The organism is Sphingobium sp. KCTC 72723 (assembly GCF_014280435.1).
Lineage (GTDB): Bacteria > Pseudomonadota > Alphaproteobacteria > Sphingomonadales > Sphingomonadaceae > Sphingobium.
On record NZ_CP060388.1, the window covers coordinates 2,274,392 to 2,291,752 of the forward strand.

Below are 17,361 nucleotides of genomic sequence, written 5' to 3' on the forward strand. Positions count from 1 at the left end.
ATGGAACGCTATACCGCCGTCGCCCGCGCCCTGCACTGGACCATCGCGGTCATGATCCTCATCAACCTGTGGCTTGGCTTTGCCCATGATGCGCTGCCCAAGGATTGGGCGGTGATGCCGGTCCACAAATCGATAGGACTGACCATATTGGCGCTGACGATCGTGCGGCTGGTCTGGCGCTTCACCCATCGCCCTCCGGCGCTGCCGATGGCGATGCCGGGGTGGGAGAAGGCAGCGGCACATGCCACGCATCTCGTTTTCTACGCCTTCATGATCCTGGTCCCGCTCACCGGTTGGATAATGACGTCGGCTGGAACGCGGCCGCTCAACTGGTTCTTCCTGTTCGATATTCCCAAATTCGCCGTGACCAAGGGCGACATGATCGTCGGCCTGTCAGGCGAGGGGCATGAGATTATGGGCTTTGCCTGGGCGGCGCTGATCATCGTCCATGTCGGCGCCGCGTTGCGCCACCATTTCGTGCTGAAGGACAGCGTGCTGCGGCGGATGCTGTGACTGCTACGGATGGGAAGCGGATTTTTCGAACACCGTCATGCTGAACTGTTTCAGCATCCATCAAGCCTCACGAAGCCCTGCCCAATCTGGAGAAATGGACCCTGAAACCAGTTCAGGGTGACAGAGAAGATTAGGTCTGATTTTGCTCGACACCGGCCCCTACACCATCTCACCCGTCAGCAGCTTCGGCAGCGCGCCCGATTGCCCGCGTGCTTCGGCCATGAAGCGACCCTTGAGTAATGACGTGCGTTGCACTGCCGCCAGCCCTGCACGCCGCGCCAGTGCAGGCAGGCGGCCGGGAATGTCGAACAGGCGCACCAGTCCGTCCATCGCCACACTGACCGACAGCGAATCCAGCCCGCGCCACCGTTGGTAACGGGCCAATAGCTGCGCGTCGCCGGGGTCGAGGCCCAGACGCTTGCCTTCCACCAGCACTTCGACCAGCGCGGCGACATCGCGGAAGCCCAGGTTCAGCCCCTGTCCCGCGATCGGATGGATGGCGTGGGCGCTGTCGCCGACCAGCGCCAGCCGCGTGTCGGTGATCTGCGCGGCATGGTGGAAGCCCAGCGGGTAGGAAGATCGCGGCCCGGCCAGCGTGATCTCGCCCAGAAAGCCGCCAATGCGCTTCTGCGCTTCGGCCAGGAAGGCGCGTTCCGACAATTTCAGCATCGCCGGTGCCTGATCGGTCGGCACGGTCCACACCACCGCCGATCGCGTGCCGGGCTGCATCGGCAGCAGCGCGAAAGGACCGCCGACATAGAAAATCTCGTAAGCCGTGTTGGCGTGCGGCACAGCATGGTCGAGCGCAGTGACAATGGCGGTATGTTTATATTGCCAGCGGGTGGTGCGGATGCCCGCCGCTTCGCGCGTTGGGCTGTTGCGCCCTTCCGCTGCGACCAGCAGCGCGCCGTCGATCGTAGCGCCGCTTTCCAGCGTCAGTGTGACGCCATCGGCATTGCGATCGACATGGACCGCGCGGTCGGGCTGAAAGCGGGTGAGGTGAGTCGCCGCCTGCGCCGCCTGTTCCAGCGCGAAGCGCAGGTCGCGATTGGGGAACATGGTCCCCATCACGCCATCATCGGCATCCGGCACGAAATCGAGCGCGCCTGGCGCCAGCCCGTCGCTAACCCAGATACGATCGATCGGGCAGCCCTTCCCTTCAAGAAAGGGCGCGACGCCGATCGCCGACAGCATAGCGAAGCTGGTCGAACTGATCGCCGACACGCGCCCGTCGAAACCGGGCGCGCTGCTGTCCACGACATTGGCGGGGTCGATCACGGCACAGCGCAGGCCATGGCCGGAAAGGGCGATGCCAAGGGTCAGGCCGACAAGGCCCGCGCCCAATATCACGACGTCGAAGCGTTCCATGAGCGACTATCTAGGCGTTTGGAAGAGGATTGGGAAGCGGCGGTACGCGCTCACGCCCGAAAGGGCAGGTGCTTTACAGTACCCGCACCCAACCGGCCGGATCGGCGACTGTCCCGCGTTGGATACCCGTCAGCTCGCCGCGCAGCTTTTCCGTCACCAGCCCGCCATCGCCATTGCCAATGGTGAAATCGCCACCGCTGCTCTTGACCGTGCCGATCGCGGTAACGACCGCCGCCGTGCCGCAGGCGAATGCCTCGCGCAGCGTGCCGCTGGCCGCGTCGGCGCGCCATTGGGCAAAGCTGTAGGGTTCTTCGCGCACCTCATGCCCCTGCGCGCGGGCAAGGGCGATAATCGAATTGCGGGTGATACCGGGCAGGATCGTGCCGGTGAGCGGGGGCGTGACGATCGACCCGTCGTCCATCACGAAAAAGACGTTCATGCCGCCCAATTCCTCGACCCACTTATTTTCGGCAGCATCGAGAAACACGACCTGATCGCAGCCATGGCCGATCGCTTCCTTTTGCGCGACAAGGCTGGCGGCATAATTGCCACCGCATTTGGCCGCGCCCGTGCCACCGCGCGCGGCGCGGGTATAATGTTCCGAAACCCACAGGGTTACGGCCTTCTTGCCGCCCTTGAAATAGGCACCGGCGGGCGAAGCAATGACGCAGAAGATATATTCGTTGGATGGGCGCACGCCCAGAAACGTCTCGCTGGCGAACAGGAAGGGGCGCAGATAGAGGCTGCCCTCCCCGGTCGGAATCCAGTCCGCGTCGATCTTCACCAGTTGTTCGACCGCTTCCAGAAACACGTCCTCCGGCAGCGCGGGCATCGCCATGCGTTCGGCCGACTGGGCGAAGCGGCGGGCATTTTCTTCGGGGCGGAACATGGCGATGCTGCCATCTTCCAGCCGATATGCCTTCATCCCTTCAAAGATTTCCTGCGCATAATGCAGCACGGCGCAGGCCGGGTCGATCTGAAACGCTTCGCGCGGGCCGACCGCATGGCTGTGCCACCCCTGCCCCTCGGTATAGCGAATCGTCACCATATGGTCAGTGAACAGGCGTCCGAAACCGGGATCCTCCAGCAGTACCGCGCGCTCGTCCGCCGATAGCGCCTTCTGGCTGCGATTGACGGTAAAACGCGATGTCTGCTCGACGTCCATGATATAGGCTCCTTGGGGATGAGGGCGAGCCTATGTCACAAAAGGACGGGCAAAACAACGTCAACTATACTGTCCCATCAGGCCAGTGCGCCGCCGCTGGCCCCTTGGCGCTGCGATGCCGTCCCGCTATCGCGATGCGATGCACTATTTTTCCGACAATGCGACCCCTGTCTGCCCGCCGGTCATGGCCGCCATCGCCGCTGCCGACCATGCCGACCATGGCTATGACGGCGACCAGTGGAGCGCGCGGGTCGACGGCGCTTTCTCCGACCTGTTCGACACGCCGGTCAGCGCAATATGGGTGGCCAGCGGCACGGCGGCGAACAGCATCGCGCTGGCCTGCCTCTGCCCGCCCTATGGCGGCATCCTGTGTCATGAGGAAGCGCATATCGTCGTCGACGAATGTGGCGCGCCCGGCTTCTTCACCCATGGGGCCAGTTTGATGCCGTTGCCAGGCGAGGGCGCGAAACTGTCGCCGGATGTGGTCGCGCAGCGGCTGGCGGCGATCCGCCCCGACGTGCATCAGGTGCCAGCCCGCGCGATCAGCATCACCCAGGCCAGCGAATATGGCCGCGTCTATACGTCCGATGAAGTCGCGGCGCTGGGCAACATGGCGCGCGCCCACGGCCTTGGCCTTCACATGGACGGCGCGCGCTTTGCCAATGCGGTGGCGCATCTGGGCTGTGCGCCCGCCGATGTGACATGGCGCGCGGGCGTGGATGCGCTGTCGTTTGGCTGCGTCAAAAATGGCGGAATGATTGGCGAGGCGTTGCTGTTCTTCGGCCCGGACCGGCAGGCCCGCGCCGCAGAGGCCGCACGCTGGCGCAAGCGGTCGGGCCATCTGTTCTCCAAGGGTCGCTATCTGGCCGCGCAGATATTGGCGATGATCGAGGGCGATCTGTGGCTGAACAATGCGCGCGCAGCCAATGATGCCGCGCAGGCATTGGCGCAGGCGGTGCCGGACCGGCTGCTGCACCCGGTGGAGGCTAACGAGTTGTTCGTGCGCCTGTCCGCCGTCGACGCCGCGACATTGCGGGCGCAGGGGTTCGACTTTTACGACTGGGGCGAAGGGGCGGCGCGGATCGTCACCAACTGGTCGCAGGATGGCGCCAGCGTCGCCCCGTTCGCAGCGGCGTTGCGGGCGCTCGACCATGAATGAATCCGCCGCGAAGGGCGGGATCATCCTGCCCTTCCTGCTCGTTACGCTGATCTGGAGTTCGACCTGGATCGTCATTCGCGACCAGATCGGCAGCGTGCCGGCAAGCTGGTCGGTCTGCTATCGCTTCGCGCTGGCAGGCGTCGCCATGGCCGCGTTCGCGCACATGCGGGGCGTGTCGCTGCGGATCGGGGGCGCGGGCCTTGTCTATGCCGCGTTGCTGGGAATTGCGCAGTTCGTCCTCAATTTCAATTTCGTCTATCGCGCCGAGCTGACCCTGACCTCCGGGGTCGTCGCGGTCATCTATGCGATGTTGCTGATCCCCAATTCGATCCTGGCTTTCCTGATCTTTCGCCAGCCGGTCAGCCGTGCCTTCATCGCCGGGTCGGCGGTGGCGATGACCGGCATCGCGCTGATGCTGGCCCATGAATATCGTGCGGCCAGCGTTGCGCCGGGCGATGTGCTGACGGGTGTCGCTTTCGCTGTCGCCGGTTTGATGAGCGCGTCCGCCGCGAACGTCATGCAGGGGATGGAGATTGCGCGCCGCCTGCCGATGATCGCGGTGCTGGCCTGGGCCATGCTGATCGGCGCAGGGGTGGATGCGGCCTATGCCCTCGCCACGGTCGGGCCACCGGTGGCGGAGGGTCGGATGGGCTATTGGCTGGGCATAGGCTGGCTGGGCATTGCCGGGTCGGTCGTCACCTTCCCGCTCTACTTCCGGCTGATCCAGCGTGTGGGTGCGGGCCGTGCCGCCTATACCAGCGTGCTGATCCCGGTGATCGCGATGCTGATTTCCACGCTGGTGGAGGGCTATCGCTGGACCGGGCTGGCCGTCGGCGGTGCGTTGCTCGCCGTTGCGGGCATGGCCATCGCGCTGCGGGCAAAGGCAGGATAGACACCCATCCTCCCCTTTAAGGGGAGGCGTCGACGCGAAGCGTTGACGGAGGGGGTCGCCCTCTCGATAGCGGGACACCCCTCCGTCTGACCGGCGGCCATCCACCTCCCCTTTATAGGGGAGGAATGGGAACCGCGGCCCTAACCCCGCAACACGCCACCCAGCTTCTGCGCCGCCTTCACGATGGCTGCGCTGATGCCGTCCAGTTCTTCCTGCGTGAAGCTCTTCTCGCCCGGCTGGAGCGTGACCTCAATCGCCAGCGACTTGCTCCCAGCCTCCACGCCCGGTCCGGTGAATACGTCGAACAGGCGCACGTCGACGATCGCCTTCTTGTCCGCGCCCTTCACCGCCCGCACCAGCGCATCGGCCTCTTGTTGTTCCGGCACGACGAAGGCGAAGTCGCGCTTTACCGCCTGCAAGGCGGGCGGCGCATAGGGCGCGCGCATGAAGCCGGATTTGCGCTTGGCCGGGATCGCGTCGAGGAAGATTTCGCCTGCGACGACCATGCCGGTCAGGCCGAACTGTTTGGCGAGGCTGGGGTGCAGCACGCCATATTCGGCCAGCACCACCTTGGGACCGAGGCGCAACGTACCCGACTGGCCGGGATGATAAGCACCCGATGCTTCCCCGAAGCTCTGGAGATTGGCGACCGGCGCACCAGCGGCGGCCAGCAGCGCCATCACTTCGGCTTTGGCATCGAAGGCGGAAAAGGCCTGCGCCTTGCCCGTTTGCCAGCCGCGCGGGGCTTTTTCGCCCGCCAGCACGAAGCCGACCGTGGCCCGCTCGCCCTGCTTGAAATAGCGACGGCCCAGTTCGAACAATCGCGCCGACGACGCGCCACGATCCATGTTGCGGCGCGTGGCCGACAGCAGGCCGGGCAGCAGCGAAGGCCGCATGACCTTCAAATCCTCGGAAATCGGATTGGCCAGCGTCCAGTCGCCGCCGCCGACGGACGCGGCTTCCTTTTCCGAGAGGAAGGACCAGTTGATCGCTTCGGCCAGACCACGCGCAGCGGCTGTGCGGCGGACGCGGCGTTCGACCAGTTGCTCCGCCGTCGCGGTGGGACGCGCTACGCCCGGCACCCGCGGCAAGGGGGTGGAGGGCACATGATCCAGCCCGACGATGCGCACCACTTCCTCGACCAGATCGGGCCAGCCATCGACATCGCGCCGCCAGCTTGGCACCGTGACGGTCCAGTGGCCCGGCACATGGACGGGCATACCGTCCTGATAATCATAGCGTTCGGCTTCCCCGCTGACGCCGAAGCCCAGGCTTTGCAGGATGCGCTGCTGTTCGTCGGCAGGCACATCGACTCCGGCCAGCGTCAGGCATTGTTCGGGGCGATAATCGAGCAGCCTGGGCTCCAGCGGCGGGCTGCCCGCGCGCGTCGCCTCGCTGGGGGTGCCGCCACACAGATGCGTGACCAGGAAGGTGGCGATTGACAGACCATCGTCAAGGAAGGCCGGGTCCACCCCCCGTTCGAACCGACCACGCGCATCGGACGTCAGGGTCAGCTTCTGCCCCGTCATCGCGATCCGTTCCGGCGTGAAATAGGCACATTCGATCAGCACGTCGGTGGTGCCGTCCTGCGCCCCCGAATGTTCGCCGCCCATGATGCCGCCAATGTCGTGGACGGCTTCATCGTCGGCGATCACGGTCATCGTCTCATCGACCGTGTAGGTCTTGCCATTGAGCGCCAGCACCTGCTCACCAGCCTTGCCCTTGCGTGCGACAAGGCCACCTTTCAGGGTCGCCATGTCATAGACGTGCAGCGGACGGCCCAGATCGATCATGATATAGTTGGTGATGTCGACCAGCGTGCTGATCGGTTTCTGGCCGATGGCCTTCAACTGCTTGGCCATCCAGTCGGGCGACTGGCCATTCTTAACGCCGCGCACAGTGCGCGCATAGAAAGCCGGGCAGCCTTCCGCATCGTCGGTACGCACGTCCGGACCGGGACCGACGCCTTCGATGGTCGGCACGATGATCGCGTTCAGCGTGCCAAGACCCGCCGCCGCCAGATCCCGCGCGATCCCGCGCACGCCCATGCAATCCTGCCGGTTGGGCGTGATCGACACGTCGATGACCGGATCGTTCAGGCCCGCCCAGTCGGCATAGACCTGCCCCACCGGCGCATCTTCGGTCAGTTCGATGATGCCGTCATGATCGTCGCCCAGTTCCAGTTCGCGCGTCGAACACATCATCCCGTTGGATTCGACGCCCCGGATCGCGGTCTTTTTCAGGACCATGCCATTGGCCGGCACCACCGCGCCCTCGACCCCGAACACGCCGATCAGGCCCGCGCGCGCATTGGGCGCGCCGCACACGACCTGCAACGGGTTTCCGTCGCCATGATCCACGGTCAGTATTTGCAGCTTGTCCGCCTGCGGATGACGCTCGGCCGTCAGCACTTTGGCGATCTTGAACGCGCCCAGCTTTTCGGCCGGATTGTCCACGCCTTCGACCTCCAGCCCAATGGCGTTGAGCGTCTTGAGGATCGTGGGCAGGTCGGCATCGGTCGCCAGATGCGTCTTGAGCCAGCTCAGGGTGAACTTCATGCGCCTACGCCTCCGCTCAGCGTGGGCACATCCAGCGCCGAAAAACCATAATGTTTCAGCCAGCGCTGGTCGCCGTCGAAGAAGGCCCGCAAGTCGTTCATCCCATATTTGAGCATCGCGAGGCGATCGACCCCGGTGCCAAAGGCAAAGCCCTGCCACTCGTCCGGGTCCAGCCCGCACGCTTCGATCACCTTGCGGTTGACCATGCCGCTACCCAGCACTTCGAGCCAGCCGCCGTTGGCCGCATCGCCGTCCCCGCCGATGACCCGCTGGCCATTGGTCAGCGTATAGCCGACATCGACTTCGACCGAAGGTTCGGTGAAGGGGAAATAGCTGGGGCGCAGGCGCAGGACGATATCCTCACGCTCGAAAAACGCCTTGAGGAAGGTTTCCAGCGTCCATTTCAGGTGACCGAGCGTAATGCCCTTGTCGATCACCAGCCCCTCGATCTGGTGGAACATGGGCGTGTGCGTGGCGTCGCTGTCGCTGCGATAGACGCGGCCCGGCGCAATGATGCGAATCGGCGGGGGCGTGCCATTCATCATCGTGCGGATCTGGACGGGCGAGGTGTGGGTGCGCAGCAGCATCTTCTGGCCCGCATCGTTCAGGTCGGGGAAATAGAAAGTGTCATGCATCGCCCGCGCGGGGTGGGTTTCGGGAATGTTGAGCGCGGTGAAATTATGCCAGTCGTCCTCAATCTCCGGCCCGGTGGCGACCGAGAATCCTAAGTCCGCGAAGATTTCGGTCAGTTCGTCCATCACCTGACTGACCGGATGCACGCTGCCCTGCGGGCCAAGGTCGACGGGCAGAGTCATGTCGATCCGTTCGGACGCCAGCCGGGCGTCGAGTGCGGCCTGTTCCAGCGCGGCTTTTTTGTCCGCGATGGCAACGGTCACGGCTTCGCGCAAATCCTGAATCGGCGGGCCTTTTTCCAGCCGCTCGTCCGGCGACATCCCGCCCAGCGTCTTGAGCAGGCCAGTCACGACCCCATTTTTGCCCAACGCCCCCACGCGCAGCGCTTCGACGCTATCGAGCGTGTCGGCGGCGGCAATGTCGGCGATCAGCGCGGCTTTCAGATCGGCAATTTCACTCATTGATCGTCATTCCTGAGAAAGCGGCAATATGTGCGGGCCTTAGCGAGGCACGGCGCGCAAGGAAAGGGCTACGCCCGTGCGCCCAGCAACGCTCCGCCAAAGCCAATGAACATCACGCCGGTCCCCCGGTTGAACAGGCGCTGGCGGTTGGCCGGTGCCAGCCAGCGGGCCAGTTTGATCCCGCCCAGCGCATAGACGCACTGCCAGCCCAGTTCGATCACCACGAAGCTGATCACGAGGATGGCAAGCTGCATCCCGAACGGGCGGCTGGGGTCGATGAACTGGGGAAACAGCGCAGCGGCAAAAATGATGAGCTTGGGGTTCGACAGGCCCGTCAACAGCCCGGTCAGATACAGCGCGCGGTCCGACCGCTTGGGAGCTGCACTATCCGCGCCAACCACTGGCGCGCGCCAGGCCTTGATGCCCAGCCAGACGAGATAGGCAACGCCGGCATAGCGCAGCACGTCGAACAGGCGCGGCGATGCTTTGAGGAGTGCGCCCAGCCCCAGCGCCGACGCGATCAGGCACAGCAATATCGCGCTCATCAGGCCCGCCATCGTCGCTGTCGCCTTGCGCGGTCCATGGGCAATGCTCTGCGTCATCACGTGCAGCATGTTCGGGCCGGGCGTGGCGGAAATCAGGAACACGGCAGTGACATAGAGCCACCAGAGATGCAGCGACATGGGACAATCTCCAAGGTCAGCGGAAAACAAAAAGGGCGCCGGAAGCATCTGCCCCGGCGCCCTTTTGACGATCATGCGATCGATCGGGTCAGGCTGCGGGCAGCGCAGCCTTCGCCTGGGCGATGATGGCGCTGAACGCCTCGCCTTCGTGCATCGCAATGTCGGCCAGAACCTTGCGGTCCAGCTGAACACCGGCCAGCTTGAGGCCGTGCATGAACTGCGAATAGGTCAGGCCTTCAGCGCGGACACCCGCGTTGATGCGCTGAATCCACAGGCCACGGAAGCTGCGCTTCTTAACCTTGCGATCGCGGTAAGCGTACTGGCCAGCCTTTTCGACAGCCTGACGGGCGACACGGATCGTATTCTTGCGACGGCCATAATAGCCCTTCGCCTGAACCAAAAGCCGCTTATGCTTGGCGCGGGTGGTTACACCCCGTTTTACGCGTGCCATTGTCCGTTACTCCTTACTTAAGGCCGTAGGGTGCCCAGAGGCGGACGTGAGCCACGTCGGCACTGGACAGCACGGACGTGCCACGGTTCTGGCGAATATATTTCGCGTTGTGGCTCATCAGCCGGTGACGCTTGCCAGCGAAACCATGCTTGACCTTGCCGGTAGCGGTGAACTTAAAGCGCTTTTTTACACCGCTCTTGGTCTTCATCTTGGGCATTTTCGTCTCCTTTTTCAGCGCGACGATTACAGACAGCCCCGGCAGCCCTAGTTAGCCGGGCGGTCCCACTGAATATCGCGAACGGCGCGCATAGGCGGACGCCGACAGAAAGGCAAGCGATTCGGTTTTTTGGGGCGAACCGCACCGGCCCGCACCCCCATCCGGCCACCCACAGCATATCCTGAATGGGCGGCCGGATGGGGGTGCGGGCCGGTGCGGCGCTTCCAATCAGTGGTTGTGATCCGCCACCGCCGCAAGCGCCTCCAGCACATCTTCCAGCCGCGCCGGATCGCCCAGCGCCAGCACATGGCCGTCGCTGTCGGCGTTCAGCGGATCGCCTTTCCAGTCGCACATCAGGCCACCGGCCCCCTCGACCACTGGCACCAGCGCCGCGAAATCATAGCTTTGCAGGCCCGATTCGATGACGATGTCGAGGAAGCCCGACGCCAGCAGGCCATAATTATAGCAATCCCCGCCATAGACCGGACCCTGGCGGGGTGCGCCGCCGGATACCGCCGCGACCAGCGCCATATAGTGCGGCACATCGCCGTCGGCGAACAGATGCGGGCTGGTGGTGGCAATCCCTGCGCCCTCCAGCGCGCGGCATATGCGGGTGCGCACCGGCTGGCCATTGAAAGTCGTGGGCTTGCCCGTCATCCCGGCCCAGCGTTCCCGTGCGATCGGCTGATCGATCACGCCGATGGTCGGCCATCCCCCTTGCGTCAGCGCGATCAGCGTGCCGAAAATCGGCCGCCCGGCGATGAAACTGCGCGTGCCGTCGATAGGGTCGAGAATCCACACCCGCTCGGCGTCTTCACGCACCGACCCATATTCTTCGCCGATGATGCCGTCATCGGGCCGTTCCTTTTCCAGGATCGTGCGGATCGCCGCTTCGGCGGCGCGGTCGGCCTCCGTCACCGGGGACTTGTCCGCCTTGATCTCCATATCGTAGCGGGCGCGGAAAAAGGGGCGGATGGCCGCGCCGGCGGCATCGGCAAGGCGGTTGGCAAGGGCCAGATCGTCACGGGTCGTCATGGCGCTTCGCCTAGCGGTTCTGGCGATGATGCGCCAGCATTGGCATTAAATCTTCGGCAACCTCGACGCGCTAAAGTGGCGGGCGAAGGGAACGCAGATGGCGTTGATCGGCTGGATCGTCAGTTTCATCGGCCTGTTTGCAGGCCTCGCGCTGCGGCAGGACATGCCGATCGGCGGGTCGGATATGATCGCCACGCTGCTGATCGCCCTGTCCGTGCTGGCCTGCCCCATGGTGTGGCGCGGCAAGCCGCTGGGCATCTCACGCGGCCAGCGGATCGTGGCCGCGCTCATCATGATCGTCGCGCTGCCGCTGGTCTTGTTGCCAGCGGGGTAGGCCCACAGTCGAACAGGCTGGACACCGAGAAAGCCCGGTTCGGACGATCCCACGGATCGTCCACCAGCCCATTCTCCTTTCAGTCGAACAGGCTGGACACCGAGCTTTCGTCGGCGATGCGCTTGATCGCTTCGCCCAGCAGCGGGGCGATGGGCAAGTGGCGGATATGCTTGGCGGTATTGACTGCGTCGGTACCCTGGATCGTGTCGGTGATGACCAGTTCCAGCAGTTCGGACGCATCGACCCGCGCGACTGCGCCGCCCGACAGCACGCCATGGCTGACATAGGCGACGACTTCCTCGGCCCCGGCGGCTTTCAGCGCGGCAGCCGCATTGCACAGCGTGCCAGCCGAATCGACGATGTCGTCGATCAGGATGCAGAAGCGGCCTTTCACGTCGCCGATGATGTTCATCACTTCCGATTCGCCCGCCCGCTCGCGACGCTTGTCGACGATGGCCAGGGGGGCGTTGTCGAGGCGCTTGGCCAGCGCGCGGGCGCGCACCACGCCGCCGACGTCGGGCGACACGACCATGACGTTGCGGTCGCCAAAGCGCGCCTGAATATCCGCCGACATGACCGGCGCACCGAACAGATTATCGGTCGGAATGTCGAAAAAGCCCTGAATCTGCCCGGCGTGCAGATCGACCGACAGGACGCGGTCGGCCCCGGCCTTGGTAATCAGGTTGGCGACCAGCTTGGCGCTGATCGGAGTGCGGGGTCCAGGTTTCCGGTCCTGCCGGGCATAGCCGAAATAGGGGACGACGGCAGTGATACGCTTGGCCGACGCGCGTTTCAGCGCATCAATCATGATCAGCAATTCCATCAGATTGTCATTGGTGGGATAGCTGGTTGATTGCAGCACGAACACATCCTCACCCCGGACATTTTCGTGGATTTCCACGAACACTTCCTCATCGGCGAAGCGGCGGACGCTGGCGTCCGTCAGGGGAATTTCAATATAATCGGCGATGGCGGCCGCGAGCGGCTTGTTCGAATTGCCGGTCATAAGCTTCATGGCCAAAACCCCCTGTTGTAAAGCGGCGTGACGAATTGATGACGCTGCCTGGAAAACGCCGTCCCTTTAGCCCCGCATGTCGCCGCTGGAAAGGCGCTTTTGCGCCAGCCGGTAAAATCGACTAGGGGCGCGTCCATGACCGACAAACTCGTGATCGCCCTTGCCCAGATGACCCAGTCTGTGGGCGACCTTGCCGCCAATGCAGACGCGATGCTGCTATGGCGAACGCGGGCCATGGATGCGGACCTGATCGTCTATCCCGAATTGCAGCTGATCGGCTATCCACCCGAAGATCTGGTGCTGAAACCCGCGCTGGTCGATCGCGCCAATAAAGAACTGGACCGGCTGGCGCAGGCGACGGCCGATGGCGGCCCGGCGATGCTGGTCGGCACCGTGGTTGCCGCGCAAGGCGTGTTGTTCAACGTCGTCGCCCTGCTGGAAAATGGGGCCGTGACGCATATCCGGCAGAAGCGCGAATTGCCCAATTATGGCACGTTCGATGAAAAGCGGCTGTTCGCGCCCGGCCCGCTGCCTGCGCCGATCGATTTTCGGGGCGTGAAGATCGGCGTGCCGATCTGCGAGGATATCTGGTTCCCGTTCGTAACCGCGCATTTGAAGGCGCAGGGTGCCGAAATCCTGATCAGCCCCAATGGCAGCCCCTATGAGGTGGACAAGGACGATCGCCGCCTGAACGGCGTGGCGGGGACGCGGGTGCGCGAAACCGGCCTGCCGCTGGTCTATCTCAACCGCGTCGGCGGGCAGGACGAACTGGTGTTCGACGGCGCGTCCTTCGTGATGAACGGCGACCTGTCTATCGCCGCGCAGATGCCCGACTGGGACGAAGCGCTGGTGCTGACCCATTGGGAGAAGCGCGCGGGGCAATGGGTCTGCCTGCCCGGCGATGTCCATATGCTGGATGAGCGGCCCGCCGACATCTACAACGCCATGGTGCTGGGCCTGCGCGACTATGTGAACCGCAACCGCTTCCCCGGCGTGGTGCTGGGCCTGTCGGGCGGGATCGACAGCGCATTGTCCGCCGCCGTCGCGGTCGATGCGCTGGGAGCGGACCGGGTGTGGTGCGTGATGATGCCGTCGCGCTTCACCAGCCAGGACAGTCTGGACGATGCGGTGGAATGCGCGCGATTGCTGGGCGTGCGTTATGACAGCATCCCGATCGAACCGGCGGTCGGGGCGTTCGACACGATGCTGGGCGATGTATTTGCCGAGCGTCAGCGCGACCTGACGGAGGAGAATATCCAGTCGCGTATTCGTGGGCTGACGTTGATGGCGCTGTCCAACAAGTTCGGCCATATGCTGCTGACCACGGGCAACAAGAGCGAGATGTCGGTGGGTTATGCCACCATCTATGGCGACATGGCGGGCGGCTATTCGGTGTTGAAGGACGCCTATAAGACGACCGTGTTCGACCTGTGCCGCTGGCGCAACGAGAATGTCCCGTCGCTCGGCGAAGGCTTTGGCCCCGCTGGCCCGGTCATGCCGGAGCGAGTCATCACCAAGCCGCCCAGCGCCGAATTGCGCGATGACCAGCGCGACGATGACAGCCTGCCACCCTATGAAGTGCTGGACCCGATCCTATATGGACTGGTCGAGGAGGAATTGTCGGTCGAGCAACTGGTCGCGCGCGGCTTCGTGCATGAGACGGTCGCCCGGATCGAGCGATTGCTTTATGTCGCCGAATATAAACGCCGCCAGTCGCCGCCCGGCGTGAAGCTGGGCAGCCGCAATTTCGGCCGCGATCGGCGCTATCCGATCACCAATGCCTTTCGCACGCTGTAAGGGCCGCCATGACTGTCATCACTCGCTTCGCCCCTTCGCCGACCGGCCATCTGCATGTCGGCAATATCCGTGCGGCGCTCCACAACTGGCTTTGGGCGCGCAAGAGCCACGGGCGCTTCCTGCTGCGGCTGGACGATACAGACATTGAGCGGTCGCGTGCTGAATATGCCGATTCGATCCGCGCCGACCTGGCTTGGCTGGGGCTGGAATGGGACGGGGAGGAGAAACAGTCGGAGCGCTTTGCCCTTTACCAAACACGGTTCGAGCAGTTGCGCGCGTCCGGCCATGTCTATCCAGCCTATGAGACGCAACAGGAACTGGAGTTGCGGCGCAAGATACTGCTGGGGCGTGGGTTGCCGCCAGTCTATGATCGCGGCGCACTGGAACTCACGGCGCATCAGGTCGCAGATTATGAGGCCGAAGGGCGCACCCCGCACTGGCGGTTCAAACTGGATCATGACCAGCCGATCGTCTGGACCGACCTGATCAGGGGCGAGCAGCGGTTCGACCCGAAATTGCTGTCCGACCCAGTGATTCGTCGCGCCGATGGGTCATGGCTCTACATGCTGCCGTCAGTGATTGACGACAGCGAGATGGACATATCCCACGTTTTGCGCGGGGAGGATCATGTGTCCAATACAGCGACGCAAATTCAGATGTTTACGGCATTAGGCGCGCCCCTGCCCGCCTTTGCCCATGAAGCATTGCTGACCGGGAGCGAGGGCAAGCTGTCCAAGCGTCTGGGGTCGCTGGGCGTTGCCCATTTCCGCGAGGCAGGGCTGGAACCGGCGGCGATATGGTCCTTGCTGGCGCGGCTGGGCAGTTCCATGCCGATCGAGCCGTTCGCCGATGTCGCGCCGCTGATCGACAGTTTCGACTTTGGCCATTTCGGCCGCGCGCCCGCCCGGTTCGACGAAGGGGAGTTGGCGGCGCTCAACCAGAAGATCGTCCACGCTTTGCCGTTCGATACGGTATCGAAGCGATTGCCCGATGGCATGGATGCCACGGCATGGGACGCGATCCGGCCCAATCTGGAAACGGTCGCGCAGGCGGCGGCGTGGTGGCAGGTCGTGACCGGGCCGATCGACAGGCCCGATAGCGTGGATGAGGATCGGGATTTTCTCGCGGCGGCGCACCAGGCCTTGTCGCAACTGCCGTTCGACGACGGCATCTGGCGGGCGCTGACCGGGCAATTGAAGGACGAAACCGGGCGCAAGGGCAAGACGCTGTTCCTGCCGCTGCGCCGGGCGCTCACGGGGCTGGATCACGGGCCGGACATGGGGCAATTGCTGCCGCTGATCGGGCAGGAAGAAGCGCTCAGGCGGCTTTCAGCGTCGGCATAGTCGCCAGAGCGCGGCCGACCGCCGCTATGCCTTCGGGCGCGGCGGCAAAGCCCATATGGGTGCAATCGACTTCCATCGCCGCATCGCGCTCGCCCGTGCGCCCCTTGGCACATTCGGGCAGGATCACGCCGTCGCGCCGCGACCATAGGGCCATGGTCGGCACAGGCGGCTTTTCTTCGCGGATGCAGGGGAAAGGCGGACGATCGACCGGGCTGCCCGATATCAGTTGATAAAGACGCCAAGCGTGATTGGCGCGCGGATCGCCGGAAAAAGGCGTGCCGAGCGTGATGACGCCGCGGACCTTGGCCGACGCGAACTTGGCATATTCGCGCGCATATAGCCCGCCAAGGCTCCAGCCGACCAGCGTGACCGGCCCGCCATTTTTCTGGGCAATGGCATCGACCCGCTGGTCGATGCGGTGCAGGCTGTCGGCCTTCGGCCCGAAATTGCGGCCCATGCCCCATTCATGCGCATCATAGCCCGCCGCGTTGAGGACGTGGCGCATGGCCTCCATCCGCTGTTCCGACGCCAGCAGGCCGGGGATGAGCAGGACGGCGCGCCCGTCACCGCGCATCTGCCGCGCCAGCGCTCCGGCCTGGGCGCGGGTGCGCGCGGTGTCGAAGGGCAAGGAGAGATTGCCGATCAGATGCTGAAATGTCGGCAATGTTGTCGCACGGGGACCGGCCGCCAGACGACCTTTCCAGAAAGCAGAGACGGATTGCGAATAAGACAGCACGACGAATATATTCCCGGCCCGCAGGCGAAGATGACATTGTCGTGACAAACGCCGGGCGCGTCCATCGGTTTCGTCCTATGCGATGAACAGTTCGTCGCAGGTGCGGCAATCAGGGCGCGAGCGGGGAAGTCTGGACCACGGCAGCGCCCTCGCCCCCGCGCAGGGTGCGGGATTCCAGTATCGCAGCGGTTTCGATAAGGTCGAGCGCGCGGCGCGCCTCCAGATAGCGGCGGGCCAGCTGCATCCAGCGGTCGGCATAGGCACGACCCGGCATCCGTTCCATTTCCGCCAGCGCCGCCGAAACCCGTCCGCCGTCAAGATAATGGACGGCGCGGTCGAAGGCGACTTCCGGGCGGGGCGAGGGCGTGGAGGCGCGGCGGATGGTGACCAGTTCGCGCGCCTCATGTTCCAGCGCCGTCCACCAGCTGGCGTCGGCAGGCGGGGTCGTGACCCGATCGCCCACCTCGACCAACCCGGCGCGCAGGTCCGACAGCGTCACCGGCTCCCGCGCGGCGTTGATGATGGTGGCGACGGCGCGCGGTTGCGCCTGACCGAAACGCAGCCGCAATTGCCCTTCGACATAACCGAGCGGCGATCCGCTATCGAGCGCGCGGCGCGCGGCGAAGGCGACCAGCAGCCCTTCGGCGCGCGCGGCATTGGCCGATGCGGCCTGCGCCTCCACGGTGATGCGGGTCAGCCGTTCTTCCAGTTGAACGACGCGCGCGTCCATCATCTGCGCGGAATCGGCGCTCAGTGCGGGCTGCGCGATCCGGGGGGCGGCCATGGCGGGCAGCGGAGCGGGCGTGGTGGGCAAGGGTTGCGCATCGCCCCAGCGCCGCTGAATTTGCGGCCAGGCCCAGATCGTGATCGCAACGCCAATGGCAAAGGCCAGCAGCATCAGCACAATCAGCGGCAGGATGGAGCGGCGGCGCGCCGGGGGTGGAGCCATGGTCATTGTGCCAGCCCCGTCCTCGTCGCGCATTGTGACCCTTTCGTCCGTC

General features: G+C 64.5%; 17 protein-coding genes. 6 read left to right on the plus strand and 11 right to left on the minus strand.

Features of this window, described 5'->3' with window-relative positions; genetic code table 11:
- On the plus strand, positions 1-513 hold the full coding sequence (locus SPBM01_RS11225) for a cytochrome b (protein WP_188061911.1): 513 nt from the start codon (positions 1-3) through the stop codon (positions 511-513).
- 159 nt (positions 514-672) lie between these two features.
- On the opposite strand, the gene SPBM01_RS11230 is transcribed toward SPBM01_RS11225, so the two are convergent.
- On the minus strand, positions 673-1,881 hold the full coding sequence (locus SPBM01_RS11230) for a UbiH/UbiF/VisC/COQ6 family ubiquinone biosynthesis hydroxylase (RefSeq protein ID WP_188061912.1): 1,209 nt from the start codon (positions 1,879-1,881) through the stop codon (positions 673-675).
- 73 nt (positions 1,882-1,954) lie between these two features.
- Complete coding sequence (locus tag SPBM01_RS11235) at positions 1,955-3,046, minus strand: branched-chain amino acid aminotransferase (protein ID WP_188061913.1); 1,092 nt, start codon at positions 3,044-3,046, stop codon at positions 1,955-1,957.
- A gap of 139 nt (positions 3,047-3,185) precedes the next feature.
- Between SPBM01_RS11235 and SPBM01_RS11240 the strand changes: the two genes are divergently transcribed.
- Together SPBM01_RS11240 and SPBM01_RS11245 are read left to right on the plus strand one after the other, a co-directional pair.
- Complete coding sequence (locus SPBM01_RS11240; RefSeq protein WP_188061914.1) at positions 3,186-4,205, plus strand: threonine aldolase family protein; 1,020 nt, start codon at positions 3,186-3,188, stop codon at positions 4,203-4,205.
- Complete coding sequence (locus SPBM01_RS11245) at positions 4,198-5,097, plus strand: DMT family transporter (protein ID WP_188061915.1); 900 nt, start codon at positions 4,198-4,200, stop codon at positions 5,095-5,097. Before SPBM01_RS11240 ends, SPBM01_RS11245 begins: the two co-directional genes overlap by 8 nt.
- A gap of 140 nt (positions 5,098-5,237) precedes the next feature.
- Here the strand turns inward: SPBM01_RS11245 and pheT are convergent, their stop codons facing one another.
- The 6 genes from pheT to SPBM01_RS11275 form a co-directional block, all read right to left on the minus strand.
- Complete coding sequence (pheT, locus tag SPBM01_RS11250) at positions 5,238-7,655, minus strand: phenylalanine--tRNA ligase subunit beta (RefSeq protein ID WP_188061916.1); 2,418 nt, start codon at positions 7,653-7,655, stop codon at positions 5,238-5,240.
- Complete coding sequence (gene pheS, locus SPBM01_RS11255) at positions 7,652-8,749, minus strand: phenylalanine--tRNA ligase subunit alpha (RefSeq protein ID WP_188061917.1); 1,098 nt, start codon at positions 8,747-8,749, stop codon at positions 7,652-7,654. Before pheS ends, pheT begins: the two co-directional genes overlap by 4 nt.
- Positions 8,750-8,817: 68 nt before the next feature.
- Positions 8,818-9,432, minus strand: a complete 615-nt coding sequence (locus tag SPBM01_RS11260; RefSeq protein WP_188061918.1) for a LysE family translocator — start codon at positions 9,430-9,432, stop codon at positions 8,818-8,820.
- 88 nt (positions 9,433-9,520) lie between these two features.
- Positions 9,521-9,883 (minus strand): 50S ribosomal protein L20, encoded by a 363-nt coding sequence (gene rplT, locus SPBM01_RS11265; protein WP_006952270.1) that lies wholly within the window; start codon positions 9,881-9,883, stop codon positions 9,521-9,523.
- Between the two features lie 13 nt (positions 9,884-9,896).
- A complete protein-coding gene (rpmI, locus tag SPBM01_RS11270; RefSeq protein WP_188061919.1) occupies positions 9,897-10,100 on the minus strand; it encodes a 50S ribosomal protein L35 in 204 nt (67 codons plus the stop codon).
- 228 nt (positions 10,101-10,328) lie between these two features.
- Positions 10,329-11,135, minus strand: a complete 807-nt coding sequence (locus SPBM01_RS11275) for an inositol monophosphatase family protein (protein WP_188061920.1) — start codon at positions 11,133-11,135, stop codon at positions 10,329-10,331.
- Positions 11,136-11,232: 97 nt separating this feature from the next.
- Here SPBM01_RS11275 and SPBM01_RS11280 point away from each other — a divergent pair, with 97 nt between their 5' ends.
- On the plus strand, positions 11,233-11,469 hold the full coding sequence (locus SPBM01_RS11280) for a hypothetical protein (protein WP_188061921.1): 237 nt from the start codon (positions 11,233-11,235) through the stop codon (positions 11,467-11,469).
- 79 nt (positions 11,470-11,548) lie between these two features.
- Here the strand turns inward: SPBM01_RS11280 and SPBM01_RS11285 are convergent, their stop codons facing one another.
- A complete protein-coding gene (locus SPBM01_RS11285) occupies positions 11,549-12,484 on the minus strand; it encodes a ribose-phosphate pyrophosphokinase (protein ID WP_188061922.1) in 936 nt (311 codons plus the stop codon).
- Positions 12,485-12,619: 135 nt separating this feature from the next.
- Here SPBM01_RS11285 and SPBM01_RS11290 point away from each other — a divergent pair, with 135 nt between their 5' ends.
- Positions 12,620-14,281 carry an NAD+ synthase gene (locus SPBM01_RS11290; RefSeq protein ID WP_188061923.1) on the plus strand — a complete coding sequence of 554 codons (1,662 nt, stop codon included), beginning with the start codon at positions 12,620-12,622 and terminating at the stop codon, positions 14,279-14,281.
- Positions 14,282-14,289: 8 nt separating this feature from the next.
- Positions 14,290-15,624, plus strand: a complete 1,335-nt coding sequence (gltX, locus tag SPBM01_RS11295; protein WP_188061924.1) for a glutamate--tRNA ligase — start codon at positions 14,290-14,292, stop codon at positions 15,622-15,624.
- Here gltX and SPBM01_RS11300 read toward each other — a convergent pair.
- Together SPBM01_RS11300 and SPBM01_RS11305 are read right to left on the minus strand one after the other, a co-directional pair.
- Positions 15,599-16,360 (minus strand): esterase/lipase family protein, encoded by a 762-nt coding sequence (locus SPBM01_RS11300; RefSeq protein ID WP_188061925.1) that lies wholly within the window; start codon positions 16,358-16,360, stop codon positions 15,599-15,601. The genes gltX and SPBM01_RS11300 overlap by 26 nt on opposite strands.
- A 109-nt stretch (positions 16,361-16,469) precedes the next feature.
- Complete coding sequence (locus SPBM01_RS11305) at positions 16,470-17,315, minus strand: hypothetical protein (RefSeq protein ID WP_410482996.1); 846 nt, start codon at positions 17,313-17,315, stop codon at positions 16,470-16,472.
- Positions 17,316-17,361: the final 46 nt, after the last annotated feature.